This window comes from Streptomyces sp. NBC_00704, assembly GCF_036226605.1.
In the GTDB taxonomy this organism is placed as follows: domain Bacteria; phylum Actinomycetota; class Actinomycetes; order Streptomycetales; family Streptomycetaceae; genus Streptomyces.
This window is the reverse complement of the sequence record NZ_CP109000.1, coordinates 4,729,854-4,748,072: the sequence shown is the minus strand read 5'-3', so window position 1 is coordinate 4,748,072 and position 18,219 is coordinate 4,729,854. Positions and strand designations below refer to the sequence as shown.

Here is an 18,219-nt window from a genome sequence, read left to right as displayed (position 1 = left end):
AGCCGCCCGCGTGCCCGCCCGGTCGGATCGGTCCGCCCTGGCACATCGATGCGCCCTGGCGACTCGATGCGCCCCGTCGGTTCGGTCGGACCGGTCGGTTCGGTCGGTTCGGTCGGTTCGGTCGGTTCGGTCGGTTCGGTCGGTTCGGTCGGTCAGAGGCGCCGGTCCGACGGACCCCCCGCACGGCCCCCGAGATCGGCCCGCGTCACATCCAGTCCTCGGGCTCCGGTTCCGCGTCCATCTCGGGCCAGTGATCCGGGTCGCCCGGGTCCGTGTGGGTGCGGGCGTCGGCTGCACGGTCGGCGCTCGCGGCGGGAACCGCGGCGGCCGTGTCCGGTGGGCCGCCGAGCGAGGCCAGCACGGCGAGGACGCCCTCCCCGTACGTGGCCAGCTTTCTCTCGCCGACGCCGCCGACGGTGCCGAGCTGCTCCACGGCCGTCGGCCAGGCCAGGGCGATCTCGCGCAGCGTCGCGTCGTGGAAGATGACGTAGGCCGGTACGCCCTGCTCACGGGCCTGCTCGGCGCGCCAGGCGCGCAACGCCTCGAAGGCGGGCTGGAGCGCCTCGGGCAGCTCGGCCGCGACGGCCTTGGCCTTGCCCCGGCCGGACGAGGAGCCCGACCCCTTCGACGTCGCCGGCTTCTTCGGCTCCTTGCGCAGCGGGACGTCCCGCTCCCGGCGCAGTACGGCGCCGCTGGCCTCCGTGAGCACCAGGGTGCCGTACTCCCCTTCGACCGCCAGCAGCCCCTGGGCCAGCAACTGCCGGACGACTCCGCGCCATTCGCCCTCGGTGAGTTCCTCGCCGATGCCGAACACCGACAGCTGGTCGTGGTCGAACTGGATGACCTTCGCGGTGCGCTTGCCCATCAGGATGTCGACGATCTGCACCGCGCCGAACTTCTGGCCGCGCTCCCGTTGCAGCCGCACGATGGTCGACAGCACCTTCTGGGCCGCGACCGTGCCGTCCCAGGTCTCCGGCGGGGTGAGGCAGGTGTCGCAGTTGCCGCAGCCCGCCGCGCCCGGTTCCTGGCCGAAGTAGGCGAGGAGCTGGCCCCGCCGGCACTGGACGGTCTCGCACAGCGCGAGCATCGACTCCAGGTGGGCGCCGGCGCGCCGGCGGAAGGCCTCGTCGCCCTCACCGCTCTGGATCATCTTGCGCTGCTGGATGACGTCGTTGAGGCCGTAGGCCATCCATGCGGTGGAGGGCAGGCCGTCGCGACCGCCGCGTCCGGTCTCCTGGTAGTAGCCCTCGACCGACTTGGGCAGGTCGAGGTGGGCGACGAACCGGACGTCGGGCTTGTCGATGCCCATGCCGAACGCGATGGTCGCGCACACGACCAGGCCGTCCTCGCGGAGGAACCGGGACTGGTGCGCCGCGCGCGTGCCCGCGTCCAGACCCGCGTGGTAGGGCACGGCCTCGACGCCGTTGCGGGTGAGGAACTCGGCCGTCTTCTCGACGGAGTTGCGCGAGAGGCAGTAGACGATGCCCGCGTCGCCCGCGTGCTCCTCGCGCAGAAAGCTCAGCAGCTGCTTCTTGGGGTCGGACTTCGACACGATCCGGTACTGGATGTTGGGCCGGTCGAAGCTGGCCACGAAGTGCCGGGCCGCCGGCATGGCGAGCCGCTGGGTGATCTCCTGGTGCGTGGCGTGGGTGGCCGTCGCGGTGAGCGCGATCCGCGGGACGTCCGGCCAGCGCTCGCCGAGCAGGGAGAGGGAGAGGTAGTCGGGGCGGAAGTCGTGGCCCCACTGGGCCACGCAGTGCGCCTCGTCGATCGCGAACACGGAGATCTTGCCGCGTGAGAGGAGGTCGAGGGTGGACTGAAGCCGCAGCCGCTCGGGCGCCAGGTACAGCAGGTCCAGCTCTCCCGCGAGGAACTCGGCCTCGACCACGCGCCGCTCGTCGAAGTCCTGCGTGGAGTTCATGAACCCGGCGTTGACGCCGAGCGCCCGCAGCGCGTCCACCTGGTCCTGCATCAGTGCGATCAGCGGGGAGACGACGACGCCCGTACCCGGTCTGACCAGCGCGGGGATCTGGTAGCACAGGGACTTGCCGCCGCCGGTGGGCATGAGGACGACCGCGTCCCCGCCGGCCACCACGTGCTCGATGACCGCTTCCTGCTCGCCGCGGAAGGCGTCGTACCCGAAGACCCGGTGCAGCGTGGCCAATGCCTCGCTCTCGGTCCGCTCCGGTGTCCCGGTGATACCTGTCATCTCGCTGATCCCGCCCGTCGCGCCCATCGACTGGTCCCCCGTACGTCGTCCTTCGACCACTGCCTCCACGATAGGGGTCCGGACTGACAGCGCCGGAGTTATCCACAGCCCCGTTCCGGTGACTCTGCGTGACGATCCGGTCGGCGGCGGCCGCGCACGCGGGTGGGCCCGGCCCCCGTGCCGGGGTACCGGGCCCACCGTACGCACCGCCGCGGCTCGGCGGCGCCGTGGTTCAGCGCACGAACACTCCCGCCTGGTTCGCCAGGTCCAGGAAGTACTGCGGCGCCACGCCGAGGACCAGCGTGACCGCCACTCCCACGGCGATCGCCATCATCGTCAGCGGCGACGGGACGGCGACGGTGGGGCCGTCGGCCCTCGGCTCGCTGAAGAACATCAGCACGATCACCCGGATGTAGAAGAAGGCGGCGATCGCCGACGAGATCACGCCGACCACGACCAGTGGGGCCGCGCCGCCCTCCGCCGCCGCCTTGAACACGGCGAACTTCCCGGCGAAACCGGAGGTCAGCGGGATGCCGGCGAAGGCCAGCAGGAAGACCGCGAAGACGGCCGCCACCAGGGGCGACCTGCGTCCGAGCCCGGCCCACTTGGACAGGTGCGTGGCCTCTCCGCCGGCGTCGCGCACGAGGGTGACCACGGCGAAGGCGCCGATCGTCACGAACGAGTACGCGGCCAGGTAGAACAGGACCGACGAGACGCCGTCCGGGGTGGTCGCGATGACGCCGGCGAGGATGAATCCGGCGTGCGCGATGGACGAGTACGCCAGCAGCCGCTTGATGTCGGTCTGGGTGATCGCGACGATCGCGCCGCCCAGCATCGTGATGATCGCGACGCCCCACATCACCGGCCGCCAGTCCCAGCGCAGGCCCGGCAGGACCACGTAGAGCAGGCGCAGCAGCGCGCCGAAGGCGGCCACCTTGGTCGCCGCGGCCATGAAGCCGGTGACCGGGGTGGGAGCGCCCTGGTAGACGTCGGGCGTCCACATGTGGAACGGCACCGCGCCCACCTTGAACAGCAGGCCCATGAGGATCATCGCGGCGCCGACGAGGAGCAGCGCGTCGTTGCCCATGGTGTCGGCGAGCGCGGGGTTGACGTTCTGGACGGTGCCGTCGACGACCGATGCGATCGTCCCGTACGACACCGAGCCCGCGTAGCCGTACAGCAGGGCGATGCCGAAGAGGGTGAACGCGGAGGCGAACGCGCCGAGGAGGAAGTACTTGACCGCGGCCTCCTGCGACATGAGCCGCTTGCGGCGGGCCAGGGCGCACAGGAGGTACAGGGGCAGCGAGAAGACTTCCAGGGCGATGAAGAGCGTCAGCAGGTCGTTGGCCGACGGGAAGACGAGCATTCCGGCGACCGCGAAGAGGAGCAGCGGGAAGACCTCGGTCGTCGTGAACCCGGCCTTGACGGCGGCCTGTTCGCTCTCGCTGCCGGGCACGGAGGCCGCCTGGGCGGCGAAGGAGTCGACGCGGGCTCCGTGCGCCTCGGGGTCGAGGCGCCGTTCGGCGAAGGTGAACAGGCCGACCAGGGCGGCCAGCAGGATGGTGCCCTGCAGGAAGAGGGCGGGCCCGTCGACGGCGATCGCGCCCATGGCCGCGATGCGTGCCTTGGTGGTGCCGTATCCGTCCGCGGCCAGGGCGACCACGGCGGCGAACGCGGCGATCAGGGCGACGACGGAGACGAAGAGCTGTGCGTAGTAGCGGTGCTTGCGCGGCACGAACGCCTCGACCAGCACTCCGATGATCGCGGCGCCCAGGATGATCAGGGTGGGCGAGAGCTGCCCGTATTCGATCTTCGGGGTGTCGATCTTCGAGATCGGGTCGGCCGCGGTTGCCGCCGTTGTCCACAGGCTGTGGACGGCTGATGCGCTCACTTGGCCGCCTCCACCTCGGGCTTGGGGTCCTTCTTGTGTACGTCGGACAGCGTCTGCTTGACCGACGGGTTCACGATGTCGGTGACGGGCTTCGGGTAGACGCCCAGGAAGATCAACAACACGATCAGCGGGGTGACGACCACGAGTTCCCGCGCGCGCAGGTCGGGCATCGCGGAGACCTCGGGTTTCACCGGGCCGGTCATCGTCCGCTGGTAGAGCACGAGCGTGTAGAGCGCGGCGAGCACGATGCCGAAGGTGGCGATGATGCCGATGGCCGGGTACCGCGAGAACGTGCCGACCAGGACGAGGAACTCGCTCACGAACGGCGCGAGCCCCGGCAGTGACAGCGTCGCCAGACCGCCGATCAGGAAGGTGCCGGCGAGCACCGGGGCGACCTTCTGCACCCCGCCGTAGTCGGCGATGAGCCGCGAGCCGCGCCGCGAGATGAGGAATCCGGCGACCAGCATCAGGGCGGCCGTCGAGATCCCGTGGTTGACCATGTACAGCGTCGCGCCCGACTGGCCCTGGCTGGTCATCGCGAAGATGCCCAGGATGATGAACCCGAAGTGCGAGATCGACGCGTACGCCACCAGCCGCTTGATGTCGCGCTGGCCGACCGCGAGCAGCGCCCCGTAGACGATGCTGATCACCGCGAGGACGAGGATGACGGGCGTCGCCCACTTGCTGGCCTCCGGGAAGAGCTGGAGGCAGAAGCGGAGCATCGCGAACGTGCCCACCTTGTCGACGACCGCCGTGATGAGGACGGCGACCGGGGCGGTGGCCTCCCCCATGGCGTTGGGCAGCCAGGTGTGCAGCGGCCACAGCGGCGCCTTCACCGCGAAGGCGAAGAAGAACCCGAGGAACAGCCAGCGTTCCGTGCCGGTCGCCATGTGGAGCGTGCCGTCGGCGCGGGCCTGGGCGATCTCCGTGAGCGAGAAGTTCCCGGCGACCACGTAGAGGCCGATCACCGCGGCCAGCATGATCAGCCCGCCGACCAGGTTGTACAGGAGGAACTTCACGGCCGCGTACGACCGTTGCGTGGACGCCGCCTCCTCGCCGTGCTCGTGGGCGCGGTCCCCGAAGCCGCCGATGAGGAAGTACATCGGGATGAGCATGGCTTCGAAGAAGATGTAGAAGAGGAAGACGTCGGTGGCCTCGAAGGAGAGGATCACCATCGCCTCGACGGCCAGGATCAGGGCGAAGAAGCCCTGCGTGGGCCGCCAGCGCTTGCTGCCCGTCTCCAGCGGGTCGGCGTCGTGCCAGCCCGCGAGGATGACGAACGGGATCAGCAGGGCGGTCAGCGCGACGAGCGCGACCCCGATGCCGTCCACGCCCAGCTCGTACCTGACCCCGAAGTCCTTGATCCAGGAGTGGGATTCGGTGAGCTGGTAGCGGCCGCCGTCCGGGTCGTAGCGGACCAGGACGGCGACGGCGAGGGCCAGTGTCGCGAGGGAGAACAGCAGGGCCAGTGCTTTGGCGGCGTTGCGCCGGGCGGCCGGGACGGCGGCCGTGGCGACCGCCCCGATCGCGGGGAGCGCCGCCGTCGCTGTCAGCAGAGGAAAGGACATCGGTATCAGACCGCCCTCATCAGCAGGGTCGCGGCGACGAGGAGTGCCGCACCGCCGAACATCGAGACCGCGTACGACCGCGCGAAGCCGTTCTGCAGCCGGCGCAGCCGCCCGGAGAGGCCGCCGACCGAGGCCGCCGTGCCGTTGACGACGCCGTCGACCAGGGTGTGGTCGACGTAGACCAGGGAGCGTGTGAGGTGCTCGCCGCCGCGCACCAGGACGACGTGGTTGAAGTCGTCCTGGAGCAGGTCCCGCCGGGCGGCCCGGGTGAGCAGCGACCCGCGCGGGGCGACGGCGGGGACGGGACGGCGGCCGTACTGGGCGTAGGCGATGCCGACGCCGATGAGCAGGCAGACCATGGTCGCTCCGGTGACCGTCGCCACGCTGAGCGGGGAGTCGCCCTCGCTGTGCCCGGTGACGGGTTCCAGCCAGTGCAGGAAGCGGTCGCCGATGCTGAAGAACCCGCCGGCGAAGACCGAACCGAAGGCCAGCACGATCATGGGGATCGTCATGACCTTGGGCGACTCGTGCGGGTGCGGCTCGGCGTGCTCGCCGTGATGCTCGGCGGCGGGCTCCGCGCTGGGCGCCTCGGGCGAGCGGGTGGGCCGGTTCTTCCAGCGCTCCTCGCCGAAGAACGTCATCAGCATCACGCGCGTCATGTAGTACGCGGTGATGGCCGCGCCGAGCAGGGCGCACGCGCCGAGGATCCAGCCCTCGGCGCCGCCCTTGGCGAACGCCGCCTCGATGATCTTGTCCTTGGAGAAGAAGCCGGACAGTCCCGGGAAGCCGATGATCGCGAGGTAGCCGAGTCCGAAGGTGACGAAGGTGACCGGCATGTACTTCCGCAGGCCGCCGTACTTGCGCATGTCGACCTCGTCGTTCATGCCGTGCATCACCGACCCGGCGCCGAGGAACAGACCGGCCTTGAAGAAGCCGTGCGTCACCAGGTGCATGATCGCGAAGACGTAGCCGACCGGACCGAGGCCCGCGGCCAGCACCATGTAGCCGATCTGCGACATCGTCGAGCCGGCCAGCGCCTTCTTGATGTCGTCCTTCGCGCAACCGACGATCGCACCGAACAGGAGCGTGACCGCGCCGACGACGGTGACGACCAGCTGCGCGTCCGGGGCCCCGTTGAAGATCGCGGCCGACCGGACGATCAGGTACACGCCCGCGGTCACCATGGTGGCGGCGTGGATGAGGGCCGAGACCGGGGTCGGGCCCTCCATGGCGTCCCCGAGCCAGGACTGCAGCGGCACCTGCGCGGACTTGCCGCAGGCGGCGAGCAGCAGCATCAGCGCGATGGCCGTGAGCTTGCCCTCCGAGGCGTCACCGGCGATGCCGGGCTCCCCCTCCGCCCCCAGCAGCGGGCCGAACGCGAACGTGCCGAAGGTGGTGAACATCAGCATGATGGCGATGGACAGGCCCATGTCGCCCACGCGGTTGACCAGGAAGGCCTTCTTCGCGGCGGTGGCGGCGCTGGGCTTGTGCTGCCAGAAGCCGATGAGCAGGTAGGACGCGAGGCCCACGCCCTCCCAGCCGACGTACAGCAGCAGGTAGTTGTCGGCGAGGACGAGCAGCAGCATCGCCGCGAGGAACAGGTTCAGGTAGCCGAAGAAGCGGCGGCGCCGCTCGTCGTGCTCCATGTACCCGACCGAGTACAGGTGGATCAGCGAGCCGACGCCCGTGATCAGCAGCACGAACGTCATCGACAACTGGTCGAGGCGGAAGCCGACGTCCGCCTGGAAGCCCTCGACCGGGATCCAGCTGAACAGGTGCTGGGTCAGCGTCCGGTCTTCGGCGCTCCTGCCCAGCAGGTCGCCGAACAGGACGAGACCGAGCACGAAGGACACGGTCGACAGGAGCGTGCCGATCCAGTGGCCGACGGCGTCGAGCCGACGGCCGCCGACCAGCAGGACGGCCGCTCCGAGCAGAGGCGCCGCGACGAGCAGCGCAATCAGGTTCTCCACGTTTCTTCCGACCCCTTACAGCTTCATCAGGCTGGCGTCGTCGACCGAGGCCGAGTGGCGGGAACGGAACAGCGACACGATGATCGCGAGTCCGACCACGACCTCCGCGGCGGCGACGACCATCGTGAAGAAGGCGATGATCTGGCCGTCGAGATTGCCGTGCATCCGGGAGAAGGTGACGAACGCGAGGTTGCAGGCGTTGAGCATCAGCTCGATGCACATGAAGACGACGATCGCGTTGCGCCTGATCAGCACGCCCGTCGCACCGATCGTGAACAACAGGGCTGACAGATAGAGGTAGTTGACGGGATTCACTTCGACGCCTCCTCCGTCCGCTTCAGCTGCGGCGGCTCGATCGCGGCCCGCTCCAGGCGCTCCTCGGCGCGCCGCTCCAGGGCCTTGAGGTCGCTGAGCGCCTCGGCGGACACGTCCCTGATCTGACCGCGCTCGCGCAGCGTCCGGCTGACCGTGAGCTCCGAGGGCGTGCCGTCGGGCAGCAGGCCCTGGACGTCCACGGCGTTGTGCCGCGCGTACACGCCCGGCGCGGGCAGCGGCGGCACGTGCTTGCCCTCGCGCACCCGCCGCTCGGCGAGTTCGCGCTGGGTCAGGGCGCGCTCGGTGCGCTCGCGGTGGGTGAGCACCATGGCGCCGACGGCGGCCGTGATGAGCAGGGCGCCGGTGATCTCGAAGGCGAAGACGTACTTGGTGAAGATGAGGGCGGCGAGGCCCTCCACGTTGCCGTGTCCGTTCGCCTCGGTGAGACCGTCGAACTCCGTCAGGGAGGCGTGGCCGATGCCGGCGATCAGCAGGACGCCGAAGCCGAGGCCGCTGAGCAGGGCCAGCCAGCGCTGCCCCTTGATGGTCTCCTTCAGGGAGTCCGCGGCGGTGACGCCGACCAGCATCACCACGAACAGGAACAGCATCATGATCGCGCCGGTGTAGACCACGATCTGCACGATGCCCAGGAAGTAGGCGCCGTTGGCGAGATAGAAGACCGCCAGGATGATCATGGTTCCGGCGAGGCAGAGCGCGCTGTGCACGGCCTTCCTCATGAAGACGGTGCACAGGGCGCCGATCACCGCGACGGTGCCGAGCACCCAGAACTGGAAGGCCTCACCGGTGGAGGTGGAGTAGGCGGCGAGCTGCGCGCTCATCGGCGGATCACCTCCTCGGAGGCGGGCTCGTCGGCGCCGAAGGTGGAGTCGGCTTCCTGCGGGCCCTCGCCCTTGGAGACCGCCACTTGGCGCTCCGTGCCGGGCGCCGCCTCCGTCACCAGACCGCGGTAGTAGTCCTGTTCGTCCGTGCCGGGGTAGATGGCGTGGGGGGAGTCCACCATGCCGTCGTCGAGGCCGGCGAGCAGCTGCTCCTTGGTGTAGATCAGGTTGGCGCGGCTGGAGTCGGCGAGCTCGAACTCGTTCGTCATCGTCAACGCGCGCGTGGGACACGCTTCGATGCACAGGCCGCACAGGATGCACCGGGCGTAGTTGATCTGGTAGACGCGCCCGTACCGCTCGCCCGGCGAGTAGCGCTCCTCGTCGGTGTTGTCGGCGCCCTCCACGTAGATGGCGTCGGCCGGGCAGGCCCAGGCGCACAGTTCACAGCCGACGCACTTCTCCAGGCCGTCCGGATGGCGGTTGAGCTGGTGCCGCCCGTGGAACCGGGGAGCCGTGGTCTTCTCCTGCTCCGGGTACTGCTCGGTCAGCCGCTTCTTGAACATGGCCTTGAAGGTCACGCCGAAGCCGGCCACCGGGTTCTGGAAACCGGGCGTCGTGTGCCCGGCCTCCTTGGGCTCCTCAGCCATCGGACGCCTCCTTTCCGTCTCGCGATCCGTCACTCACAGTGTCCACCCCGCCACTGACAATGAGCTCCCGCTCCCGGCGCGGACCGCGCCTGGGCACCGGCGGAAGCTCCTGCCCCGGCAGCGGCGGCACGGGGAACCCGCCCGCCATCGGGTCGAAGCCCACCGGCTCGGCGGGCGCCTGCGCGCTCTTCCCGCCGTTGCGGAACATGTCCACGACGAAGGAGAGCAGGAGCAGGACCAGGACACCGCCGCCGACGTAGAGGAAGATGTCGGCGAAGTCGTAGTTCTCGTTGCGCAGCGTCCGCACGGTCGCGACGAGCATCAGCCACGTCACCGAGACGGGGATCAGGACCTTCCAGCCCAGCTTCATCAACTGGTCGTAGCGGACGCGGGGAAGCGTGCCGCGCAGCCAGATGAAGAAGAACAGCAGCAGCTGCACCTTGACGACGAACCAGAGCATCGGCCACCAGCCGTGGTTCGCACCCTCCCAGAAGCCGCTGACCGGCCAGGGAGCCCGCCAGCCGCCGAGGAACAGCGTGGTCGACACCGCGGACACCGTCACCATGTTCACGTACTCGGCGAGCATGAACATCGCGAACTTGATCGACGAGTACTCGGTGTTGAAGCCGCCGACGAGGTCGCCCTCGGACTCCGGCATGTCGAAGGGAGCGCGGTTGGTCTCGCCGACCATCGTGACGATGTACAGGATGAAGGAGACCGGCAGCAGCAGGATGTACCAGCGGTCGTGCTGCTGCTCGACGATCGTCGACGTCGACATCGACCCCGAGTAGAGGAACACCGACGCGAACGCGGCGCCCATGGCGATCTCGTAGGAGATCATCTGCGCGCAGGACCGCAGGCCGCCCAGCAGCGGGTAGGTGGAGCCGGAGCTCCATCCCGCGAGGACGATGCCGTAGATGCCGACCGAGGCGACCGCGAGGACGTACAGCATCGCGATCGGCAGGTCGGTGAGCTGCATCGTGGTGCGCTGGCCGAAGATCGAGACCTCGTTGTCCGCGGGCCCGAAGGGGATCACGGCGATCGCCATGAAGGCCGGGACGGCCGCCACGATCGGCGCGAGGACGTACACCACCTTGTCCGCGCGTTTGACGATGAGGTCTTCCTTCAGCATCAGCTTGATGCCGTCGGCGAGCGATTGCAGCATGCCCCAGGGGCCGTGCCGGTTGGGGCCGATGCGCAACTGCATCCAGGCGACGACCTTGCGCTCCCACACGATGGAGAACAGCACGGTCACCATCAGGAAGGCGAAGCAGAATACCGCCTTGACGACGACCAGCCACCAGGGGTCGCGGCCGAACATCGAGAGGTCTTCAGCGGCGAAGTACGGGCTCATGCCTCCACCTCCTTGGGGGCGTCGGCGGCGGCCGTCGCCGGACCGATGCGGACGAGGGAACCGGGCGTGGCCCCGGCGTCGGACGCGACGCCCCGGCCGGTGGAGTTCAGCGGCAGCCACACCACCCGGTCGGGCATCTCCGTGATCTGGAGCCGCAGTTCGACCACGCCGGCGGGACCGGTGACCGCGAGCAGGCCGCCGTCCTCGACGCCGGCCTCGGCGGCCGTGGCGGCCGACACACGCGCGCGTGCGGCGTGCCGGGTCCCGGCGAGCGCCTCGTCGCCCTGCTGGAGGACGCCCCGGTCGAGCAGCAGACGGTGCCCGGCGAGCACCGCTTCCCCGGCGGCGGGACGCGGCAGCTGGGCGGCCGTCTCCGCGGGGACGGCCGCGCGCGGTCCGCTCCAGGCGCCGAGCCGGTCCAGCTCCGCGCGCGCGGTGCGCAGGTCCGGCAGTCCGAGGTGGACGTCCATGGCGTCGGCGAGCATCTGGAGCACGCGCGCGTCCGTCGGAGCCCCGCGCCGGGTCATCTGGTCGGGCTTCAGCGCCGCCTCGAAGAAGCGCACCCTGCCCTCCCAGTTGAGGAACGCGCCAGCCTTCTCGGCGACCGCGGCCACCGGCAGGACGACGTCGGCGTGCTCGGTGACCTCGCCGGGCCGCAGCTCCAGCGACACCACGAACCCGGCCTCGGCCAGCGCGGCACGCGCGCGTGCCGGGTCGGGCAGGTCCGCGACCTCGACGCCCGCGACCAGCAGCGCCTGGAGTTCGCCGGACACCGCGGCCTCGACGATCTGCCCGGTGTCACGGCCGTAGCGGTGCGGGAGTTCGGCCAGGCCCCAGGCCACGGCGACCTCGCCCCGCGCGCGGGGGTCGGTGGCCGGACGGCCGCCCGGCAGCAGCGACGGCAGGGCGCCCGCCTCGATCGCGCCCCGCTCCCCCGCCCGGCGCGGAATCCACACCAGCCGGGCGCCGGTCGCCGAGGCCGCCCGCACCGCGGCGGTCAGCGCACCGGCCACCCCGGCGAGCCGCTCCCCGACGACGATCAGCGCGCCCGGGGCCCGCAGCGCCTCGGCTGCCACGGCGCCCGCGTCCTGGAGGCCGACGCCGCTCGCGAGGGCGTCCAGCCACTCCGTCTCGGTGCCCGGAGCGGCCGGCAGCAGCGTGCCGCCCGCCTTCTCCAGCCCGCGGGTGACATGCGTGGCCAGCGAGAACACCCGCTGCCCGTGCTTGCGCCAGGCCTTGCGCAGCCGCAGGAAGACGCCGGGCGCCTCCTCCTCCGACTCGAACCCGGCCAGCAGGACCGCGGGCGCCTTCTCCAGGAGGGTGTACGTGACGCCCCCGCCGTCGAGGTCCCGGCCGCGGCCGGCGACGTGGGCGGCCAGGAAGTCGGCCTCCTCGCTGCTGTGCACCCGCGCGCGGAAGTCGATGTCGTTGGTGTCGAGCGCCACGCGCGCGAACTTGCTGTACGCGTAGGCGTCCTCGATGGTGAGCCGGCCGCCGGTCAGGACGCCGGTCCTGCCGCGCGAGGCCAGCAGCCCCTGGGCGGCGATCTGCAGCGCCTCCGGCCAGGAGGCCGGCACGAGGTCGCCCTCCGCGTTGCGCACCCGGGGCGTGTCCAGCCGGTCGCGCTGCTGCGCGTACCGGAACGCGAACCGCCCCTTGTCGCAGATCCACTCCTCGTTGACCTCGGGGTCCTCGGCGGCCAGACGCCGCATGACCTTGCCGCGCCGGTGGTCGGTGCGGGTGGCGCAGCCACCGGAGCAGTGCTCGCAGACCGACGGCGAGGAGACCAGGTCGAAGGGCCGGGAGCGGAACCGGTAGGCCGCCGACGTCAGCGCGCCGACCGGACAGATCTGGATGGTGTTGCCGGAGAAGTACGACTCGAAGGGGTCGCCCTCGCCGGTGCCGACCTGCTGGAGCGCGCCCCGCTCGATCAGCTCGATCATCGGGTCGCCCGCCACCTGGTTGGAGAACCGGGTGCAGCGGGCGCACAGCACGCACCGCTCGCGGTCGAGGAGCACCTGGGTGGAGATCGGGACGGGCTTCTCGTAGGTGCGCTTGCGGCCCTCGAACCGGGACTCGGCCTGGCCGTGCGACATGGCCTGGTTCTGCAGGGGGCACTCGCCGCCCTTGTCGCAGACCGGACAGTCCAGCGGGTGGTTGATGAGGAGCAGCTCCATCACGCCGTGCTGCGCCTTCTCGGCCACGGGCGAGGTGAGGTGGGTCTTCACCACCATGCCGTCCGTGCAGGTGATGGTGCAGGACGCCATGGGCTTGCGCTGGCCCTCCACCTCGACGATGCACTGCCGGCAGGCGCCGGCCGGGTCGAGGAGGGGGTGGTCGCAGAAGCGGGGGATCTCGATGCCGAGCTGCTCGGCGGCCCGGATGACCAGGGTGCCCTTGGGCACGCTGATCTCGGCGCCGTCAATGCTCAGTGTGACGAGATCTTCCGGCGGGACCGCCGCCTCGCCGCCTCCGGAGGGAGCGCTGGTGGTCACCGTCATGCGTTCACCTCCGTGTGCTTGTCCGCCCAGACCGTCGACCTGGCCGGGTCGAAGGGGCAGCCTCGGCCCGTGATGTGCTCCTCGTACTCCTCGCGGAAGTACTTCAGGGAGGAGAAGATCGGCGAGGCGGCGCCGTCGCCGAGTGCGCAGAAGGACTTGCCGTTGATGTTGTCGGCGATGTCGTTGAGCTTGTCGAGGTCGGACAGGACGCCCTTGCCGGCCTCGATGTCCCTCAGCAACTGCACCAGCCAGTAGGTGCCTTCACGGCACGGGGTGCACTTGCCGCAGGACTCGTGGGCGTAGAACTCGGTCCAGCGGGTCACGGCCCGCACGACGCACGTCGTCTCGTCGAAGCACTGCAGGGCTTTCGTGCCCAGCATGGAACCCGCGGCGCCCACTCCTTCGTAGTCAAGAGGGACGTCGAGGTGCTCGTCGGTGAACATCGGCGTCGAGGAGCCGCCCGGCGTCCAGAACTTGAGCCGGTGCCCGGGGCGCATTCCGCCGCTCATCTCCAGGAGCTGGCGCAGGGTGATGCCGAGCGGCGCCTCGTACTGGCCGGGGCTGGCGACATGGCCGCTGAGGGAGTAGAGCGTGAAGCCGGGGGACTTCTCGCTTCCCATCGACCTGAACCATTCCTTGCCCTTGTGCAGGATGGCGGGAACTGACGCGATCGATTCGACGTTATTCACCACAGTCGGGCACGCATAGAGGCCCGCGACCGCAGGAAAGGGGGGACGGAGCCGCGGTTGACCACGGCGGCCTTCGAGCGAGTCGAGCAGCGCGGTCTCCTCACCGCAGATGTACGCGCCGGCGCCGGCGTGCACGGTGAGCTGGAGGTCGAGTCCGCTGCCCAGGATGTTCTCGCCCAGGTATCCCGCCGCATAGGCCTCGCGCACGGCCTCGTGCAACCGCCGCAGAACCGGGACGACTTCACCGCGAAGATAGATGAAGGCATGAGACGACCTGATGGCGTAGCACGCGATCACGATGCCCTCGATGAGGCTGTGCGGGTTCGCGAAGAGGAGCGGGATGTCCTTGCAGGTCCCGGGCTCCGATTCGTCGGCGTTGACAACTAGATAGTGCGGTTTTCCATCTCCCTGCGGAATGAACTGCCATTTCATTCCGGTGGGGAATCCCGCGCCGCCCCGCCCTCGCAGACCGGAGTCCTTGACGTAGGCGATCAGGTCGTCCGGCGACATGGCGAGCGCTTTGCGCAGGCCCTCGTACCCTTCGTGCCTCCGGTAGACGTCGAGCGTCCACGACGCGTCCTCGTCCCAGAAGGCCGACAGCACGGGTGCGAGCAGCTTCTCGGGGCTGCTGCCTTTCAGCTCGGGTGCCAAGGTCATCACTCCCCCTCCTCGGCGGTAGGCCCCGCCGGGTGGGCGGGGTCGGAGGCCGACGTGTCCTGCGGCGCGTCGTGCGAACTCAGGTGCTCGGTGGGCGAGGGGTCGTGCGGCGTCGCGTCGCTCGGCGTCCTGTCCTGCGGCTCGTCGTGCGGCCCGCCGTCGCGCGGATGGACCACGCGCGCGGGTGCGGTCTCTCCCCTTGCCAGGCGAAGACCCACCAGCGACGCCGGTCCCGCTCCGCCGCTCGCCTCGACGGCCCCCTCGCGCTCGTCGGGGAAGCCCGCCAGGATCCGGGCGGTCTCCTTGAAGGTGCACAGCGGCGCACCTCGCGTGGGCGAGACGGTGCGTCCGATCCGCAGGTCGTCGACGAGACGCTTCGCGCTCTGCACGGTCTGGTTGTCGAAGAACTCCCAGTTGACCATCACGACCGGCGCGAAGTCGCAGGCCGCGTTGCACTCGATGTGCTCCAGAGTGATCTTCCCGTCGTCGGTGGTCTCACCGTTGCCGACACCCAAGTACTCCTGGAGCCCTTCGAAGATGGCGTCGCCGCCCATCACCGCGCACAGCGTGTTGGTGCACACGCCCACCTGGTAGTCGCCGCTGGGGCGGCGCCGGTACATGGTGTAGAAGGTGGCGACCGCCGTGACCTCGGCCGTCGTCAGGTCGAGCACGTCCGCGCAGAACCGCATCCCGGTCCGCGTGACGTGCCCCTCCTCCGACTGCACCAGGTGCAACAGCGGCAGGAGCGCGGACCGGGAGTCGGGGTAGCGGGCGATGATCTCGCGCGCGTCCGCCTCCAGCCGGGCTCGGACGTCGTCCGGGTAGGCGGGCGCGGGCAGTTCGGGCATGCCCAGGCTGACGCCCCGCTCGGAAGAAGAGGTGGTCACCGGTCGACGCCTCCCATCACGGGGTCGATGGACGCGACGGCGACGATGACGTCGGCGACCTGGCCGCCCTCGCACATCGCCGCCATGGCCTGCAGGTTGGTGAAGGACGGGTCCCGGAAGTGGACCCGGTAGGGGCGGGTGCCTCCGTCGGAGACGGCGTGCACCCCGAGTTCGCCCTTGGGCGACTCGACCGCCGCGTACGCCTGTCCCGGCGGCACGCGGAAGCCCTCGGTGACCAGCTTGAAGTGGTGGATGAGGGCCTCCATGGAGGTGCCCATGATCTTCTTGATGTGGTCGAGGGAGTTGCCGAGACCGTCGGGGCCCAGGGCGAGCTGGGCGGGCCAGGCGATCTTCCGGTCGGCGACCATGACCGGGCCGGGCTGGAGCCGGTCCAGGCACTGCTCGACGATCCGCAGCGACTGCCGCATCTCCTCCAGGCGGATGAGGAAGCGGCCGTAGGAGTCGCAGGAGTCCGCGGTCGGGACGTCGAAGTCGTACGTCTCGTAGTCGCAGTAGGGCTGGGTCTTGCGCAGGTCGTGGGGCAGGCCGGTGGAGCGCAGGATCGGGCCGGTGGCGCCGAGGGCCATGCAGCCGGCCAGGTCGAGGTAGCCGACGTCCTGCATACGGGCCTTGAAGATGGGGTTCCCGGTGGCGAGCTTGTCGTACTCGGGGAGGTTCTTCTTCATCTTCTTCACGAACTCGCGGATCTGGTCCACCGCGCCGGGCGGCAGGTCCTGGGCGAGTCCGCCCGGGCGGATGTACGCGTGGTTCATTCGCAGGCCCGTGATGAGCTCGTAGATGTCGAGAATCATTTCACGATCACGGAATCCGTAGATCATGATCGTGGTCGCGCCCAGTTCCATGCCGCCGGTGGCGATGCACACCAGGTGGGAGGAGAGCCGGTTCAGCTCCATGAGGAGCACCCGGATGATCGTGGCGCGCTCGGTGATCTGGTCCTCGACGCCCAGGAGCTTCTCGACGGCGAGACAGTAGGCGGTCTCGTTGAAGAAGGACGTCAGGTAGTCCATGCGCGTCACGAACGTGGTGCCCTGGGTCCACGTGCGGTACTCGAGGTTCTTCTCGATGCCGGTGTGGAGGTAGCCGATGCCGCAACGGGCCTCGGTGACCGTCTCGCCCTCGATCTCCAGGATGAGGCGGAGCACCCCGTGGGTGGAGGGGTGCTGCGGGCCCATGTTGACGACGATGCGCTCGTCGTCGGCGCGGGCCGCGGACTGGACGACCTCGTCCCAGTCGCCACCGGTGACGGTGTAGACCGTGCCCTCGGTGGTCTCACGGGCGGATGCCGTCGAGGAGGCGGTCCCGGAGGCACTCGATGAGGGGTGGTGGCCGGGCGACGGGTTGGTGGTGCTCATGAGTACGACCTCCGCTGGTCCGGAGCCGGGATCTGGGCGCCCTTGTACTCGACGGGGATGCCGCCGAGGGGGTAGTCCTTGCGCTGCGGATGGCCCGGCCAGTCGTCGGGCATCATGATCCGCGTCAGCGCCGGGTGGCCGTCGAAGACGATCCCGAAGAAGTCGTAGGTCTCGCGCTCGTGCCAGTCGTTCGTGGGATACACGGAGACCAGGGACGGGATGCGCGGGTCGGCGTCCGGGGCGCTGACCTCCAGGCGGATCAGCCGGTTGTGGGTGATCGAGCGCAGGTGGTAGACGGCGTGCAGCTCGCGCCCCTTGTCGTTGGGGTAGTGGACGCCCGAGACGCCGGTGCACAGTTCGAAGCGCAGGGCCGGGTCGTCGCGCAGGGTGGCGGCGACGCGCGGCAGGTGCTCGCGCTCGATGTGGAAGGTGAGTTCGCCGCGGTCGACGACCGTCTTCTCGATCGCGTTCTCGGGGAGCAGTCCCTGTTCCTCCAGCGCGCCCTCGAGTTCGTCGGCCACCTCGTCGAACCAGCCGCCGTAGGGGCGGTTCGTCGCACCGGGAAGCCGGACCGAGCGGACCAGGCCGCCGTAGCCGGAGGTGTCGCCGCCGTTGGCGGCTCCGAACATGCCGCGCTGGACGCGGACCTCCTCCCCGCCCTGGCCCCGCTGGCCGGGGAGGTTGGAGGCGGAGAGGTCCTTCTCGGGGTTCACCCCGTTCGAGGAGCCGTCTGCGCCGTGGGTGCCGTTCGCGTCGCTCACCGCAGCAGCCCCTTCATCTCGATCATGGGCAGGGCCTTGAGCGCCGCTTCCTCCGCCTCGCGGGCCGCCTCCTCGGCGTTCACGCCCAGCTTGGTGTTCTGGATCTTCTGGTGGAGCTTGAGGATCGCGTCCAACAGCATCTCGGGGCGTGGCGGGCAGCCCGGGAGATAGATGTCCACGGGGACGATGTGGTCGACGCCCTGGACGATCGCGTAGTTGTTGAACATGCCGCCGGAGGAGGCGCACACGCCCATGGAGATGACCCACTTGGGGTTCGGCATCTGGTCGTAGACCTGCCGCAACACCGGCGCCATCTTCTGGCTCACCCGGCCGGCGACGATCATCAGGTCGGCCTGGCGGGGCGAACCGCGGAAGACCTCCATGCCGAAGCGCGCCAGGTCGTAGCGGCCCGCGCCGGTGGTCATCATCTCGATGGCACAGCAGGCGAGGCCGAAGGTGGCGGGGAAGACGGACGCCTTGCGCACCCAGCCCGCGGCCTGCTCGACGGTGGTCAGCAGGAAGCCGCTCGGCAGTTTTTCTTCGAGTCCCATGACTTAA

General features: G+C 69.9%; 14 protein-coding genes. All 14 read right to left on the bottom strand.

Annotated features, from left to right (window positions below; translation table 11 throughout):
* Positions 1 to 205 precede the first annotated feature (205 nt).
* Positions 206 to 2,236 (bottom strand): DNA helicase RecQ, encoded by a 2,031-nt coding sequence (recQ, locus tag OG802_RS20780; RefSeq protein ID WP_329417241.1) that lies wholly within the window; start codon positions 2,234 to 2,236, stop codon positions 206 to 208.
* Positions 2,237 to 2,441: 205 nt separating this feature from the next.
* The gene (gene nuoN / locus OG802_RS20775; RefSeq protein ID WP_329412585.1) at positions 2,442 to 4,100 is read right to left on the bottom strand and encodes an NADH-quinone oxidoreductase subunit NuoN; all 1,659 of its coding nucleotides are present in this window, start codon (positions 4,098 to 4,100) and stop codon (positions 2,442 to 2,444) included.
* Entirely contained in the window at positions 4,097 to 5,668 is a 1,572-nt protein-coding gene (locus tag OG802_RS20770; protein WP_329412584.1) for an NADH-quinone oxidoreductase subunit M, read from the bottom strand. Before OG802_RS20770 ends, nuoN begins: the two co-directional genes overlap by 4 nt.
* 5 nt (positions 5,669 to 5,673) lie before the next feature.
* Positions 5,674 to 7,638 (bottom strand): NADH-quinone oxidoreductase subunit L, encoded by a 1,965-nt coding sequence (nuoL, locus tag OG802_RS20765; protein ID WP_329412582.1) that lies wholly within the window; start codon positions 7,636 to 7,638, stop codon positions 5,674 to 5,676.
* A gap of 15 nt (positions 7,639 to 7,653) precedes the next feature.
* A complete protein-coding gene (gene nuoK, locus OG802_RS20760; RefSeq protein WP_242779136.1) occupies positions 7,654 to 7,953 on the bottom strand; it encodes an NADH-quinone oxidoreductase subunit NuoK in 300 nt (99 codons plus the stop codon).
* The gene (locus OG802_RS20755) at positions 7,950 to 8,792 is read right to left on the bottom strand and encodes an NADH-quinone oxidoreductase subunit J (RefSeq protein ID WP_329412578.1); all 843 of its coding nucleotides are present in this window, start codon (positions 8,790 to 8,792) and stop codon (positions 7,950 to 7,952) included. Before OG802_RS20755 ends, nuoK begins: the two co-directional genes overlap by 4 nt.
* Entirely contained in the window at positions 8,789 to 9,439 is a 651-nt protein-coding gene (gene nuoI, locus OG802_RS20750; RefSeq protein ID WP_329412577.1) for an NADH-quinone oxidoreductase subunit NuoI, read from the bottom strand. The genes OG802_RS20755 and nuoI overlap by 4 nt, the downstream gene beginning before the upstream one ends.
* Positions 9,432 to 10,793, bottom strand: coding sequence for an NADH-quinone oxidoreductase subunit NuoH (gene nuoH, locus OG802_RS20745; protein WP_329412575.1), 1,362 nt, complete (start codon positions 10,791 to 10,793; stop codon positions 9,432 to 9,434). The genes nuoI and nuoH overlap by 8 nt, the downstream gene beginning before the upstream one ends.
* Entirely contained in the window at positions 10,790 to 13,294 is a 2,505-nt protein-coding gene (locus OG802_RS20740) for an NADH-quinone oxidoreductase subunit G (protein WP_329412573.1), read from the bottom strand. The genes nuoH and OG802_RS20740 overlap by 4 nt, the downstream gene beginning before the upstream one ends.
* Positions 13,291 to 14,643 (bottom strand): NADH-quinone oxidoreductase subunit NuoF, encoded by a 1,353-nt coding sequence (gene nuoF, locus OG802_RS20735; protein ID WP_329412571.1) that lies wholly within the window; start codon positions 14,641 to 14,643, stop codon positions 13,291 to 13,293. Before nuoF ends, OG802_RS20740 begins: the two co-directional genes overlap by 4 nt.
* A complete protein-coding gene (nuoE, locus tag OG802_RS20730) occupies positions 14,640 to 15,527 on the bottom strand; it encodes an NADH-quinone oxidoreductase subunit NuoE (protein ID WP_329412570.1) in 888 nt (295 codons plus the stop codon). Before nuoE ends, nuoF begins: the two co-directional genes overlap by 4 nt.
* Positions 15,524 to 16,900: an NADH-quinone oxidoreductase subunit D gene (locus OG802_RS20725; protein WP_329412568.1), complete on the bottom strand. Its 1,377-nt coding sequence runs from the start codon at positions 16,898 to 16,900 to the stop codon at positions 15,524 to 15,526. Before OG802_RS20725 ends, nuoE begins: the two co-directional genes overlap by 4 nt.
* The gene (locus tag OG802_RS20720) at positions 16,897 to 17,661 is read right to left on the bottom strand and encodes an NADH-quinone oxidoreductase subunit C (protein WP_329412566.1); all 765 of its coding nucleotides are present in this window, start codon (positions 17,659 to 17,661) and stop codon (positions 16,897 to 16,899) included. The genes OG802_RS20725 and OG802_RS20720 overlap by 4 nt, the downstream gene beginning before the upstream one ends.
* Positions 17,658 to 18,212 carry a NuoB/complex I 20 kDa subunit family protein gene (locus OG802_RS20715; protein ID WP_329412565.1) on the bottom strand — a complete coding sequence of 185 codons (555 nt, stop codon included), beginning with the start codon at positions 18,210 to 18,212 and terminating at the stop codon, positions 17,658 to 17,660. The genes OG802_RS20720 and OG802_RS20715 overlap by 4 nt, the downstream gene beginning before the upstream one ends.
* Between the last annotated feature and the right edge of the window lie 7 nt (positions 18,213 to 18,219).

What these genes read in the sequence shown, in the direction of transcription:
- recQ (WP_329417241.1), bottom strand. Translation starts at nt 2,236, where the DNA reads ATGGGCGCGACGGGCGGGATCAGCGAGATGACAGGTATCACCGGGACA.
- OG802_RS20770 (WP_329412584.1), bottom strand. Translation starts at nt 5,668, where the DNA reads ATGTCCTTTCCTCTGCTGACAGCGACGGCGGCGCTCCCCGCGATCGGG.
- OG802_RS20755 (WP_329412578.1), bottom strand. Translation starts at nt 8,792, where the DNA reads ATGAGCGCGCAGCTCGCCGCCTACTCCACCTCCACCGGTGAGGCCTTC.
- nuoI (WP_329412577.1), bottom strand. Translation starts at nt 9,439, where the DNA reads ATGGCTGAGGAGCCCAAGGAGGCCGGGCACACGACGCCCGGTTTCCAG.
- nuoH (WP_329412575.1), bottom strand. Translation starts at nt 10,793, where the DNA reads ATGAGCCCGTACTTCGCCGCTGAAGACCTCTCGATGTTCGGCCGCGAC.
- OG802_RS20740 (WP_329412573.1), bottom strand. Translation starts at nt 13,294, where the DNA reads ATGACGGTGACCACCAGCGCTCCCTCCGGAGGCGGCGAGGCGGCGGTC.
- OG802_RS20725 (WP_329412568.1), bottom strand. Translation starts at nt 16,900, where the DNA reads ATGAGCACCACCAACCCGTCGCCCGGCCACCACCCCTCATCGAGTGCC.
- OG802_RS20715 (WP_329412565.1), bottom strand. Translation starts at nt 18,212, where the DNA reads ATGGGACTCGAAGAAAAACTGCCGAGCGGCTTCCTGCTGACCACCGTC.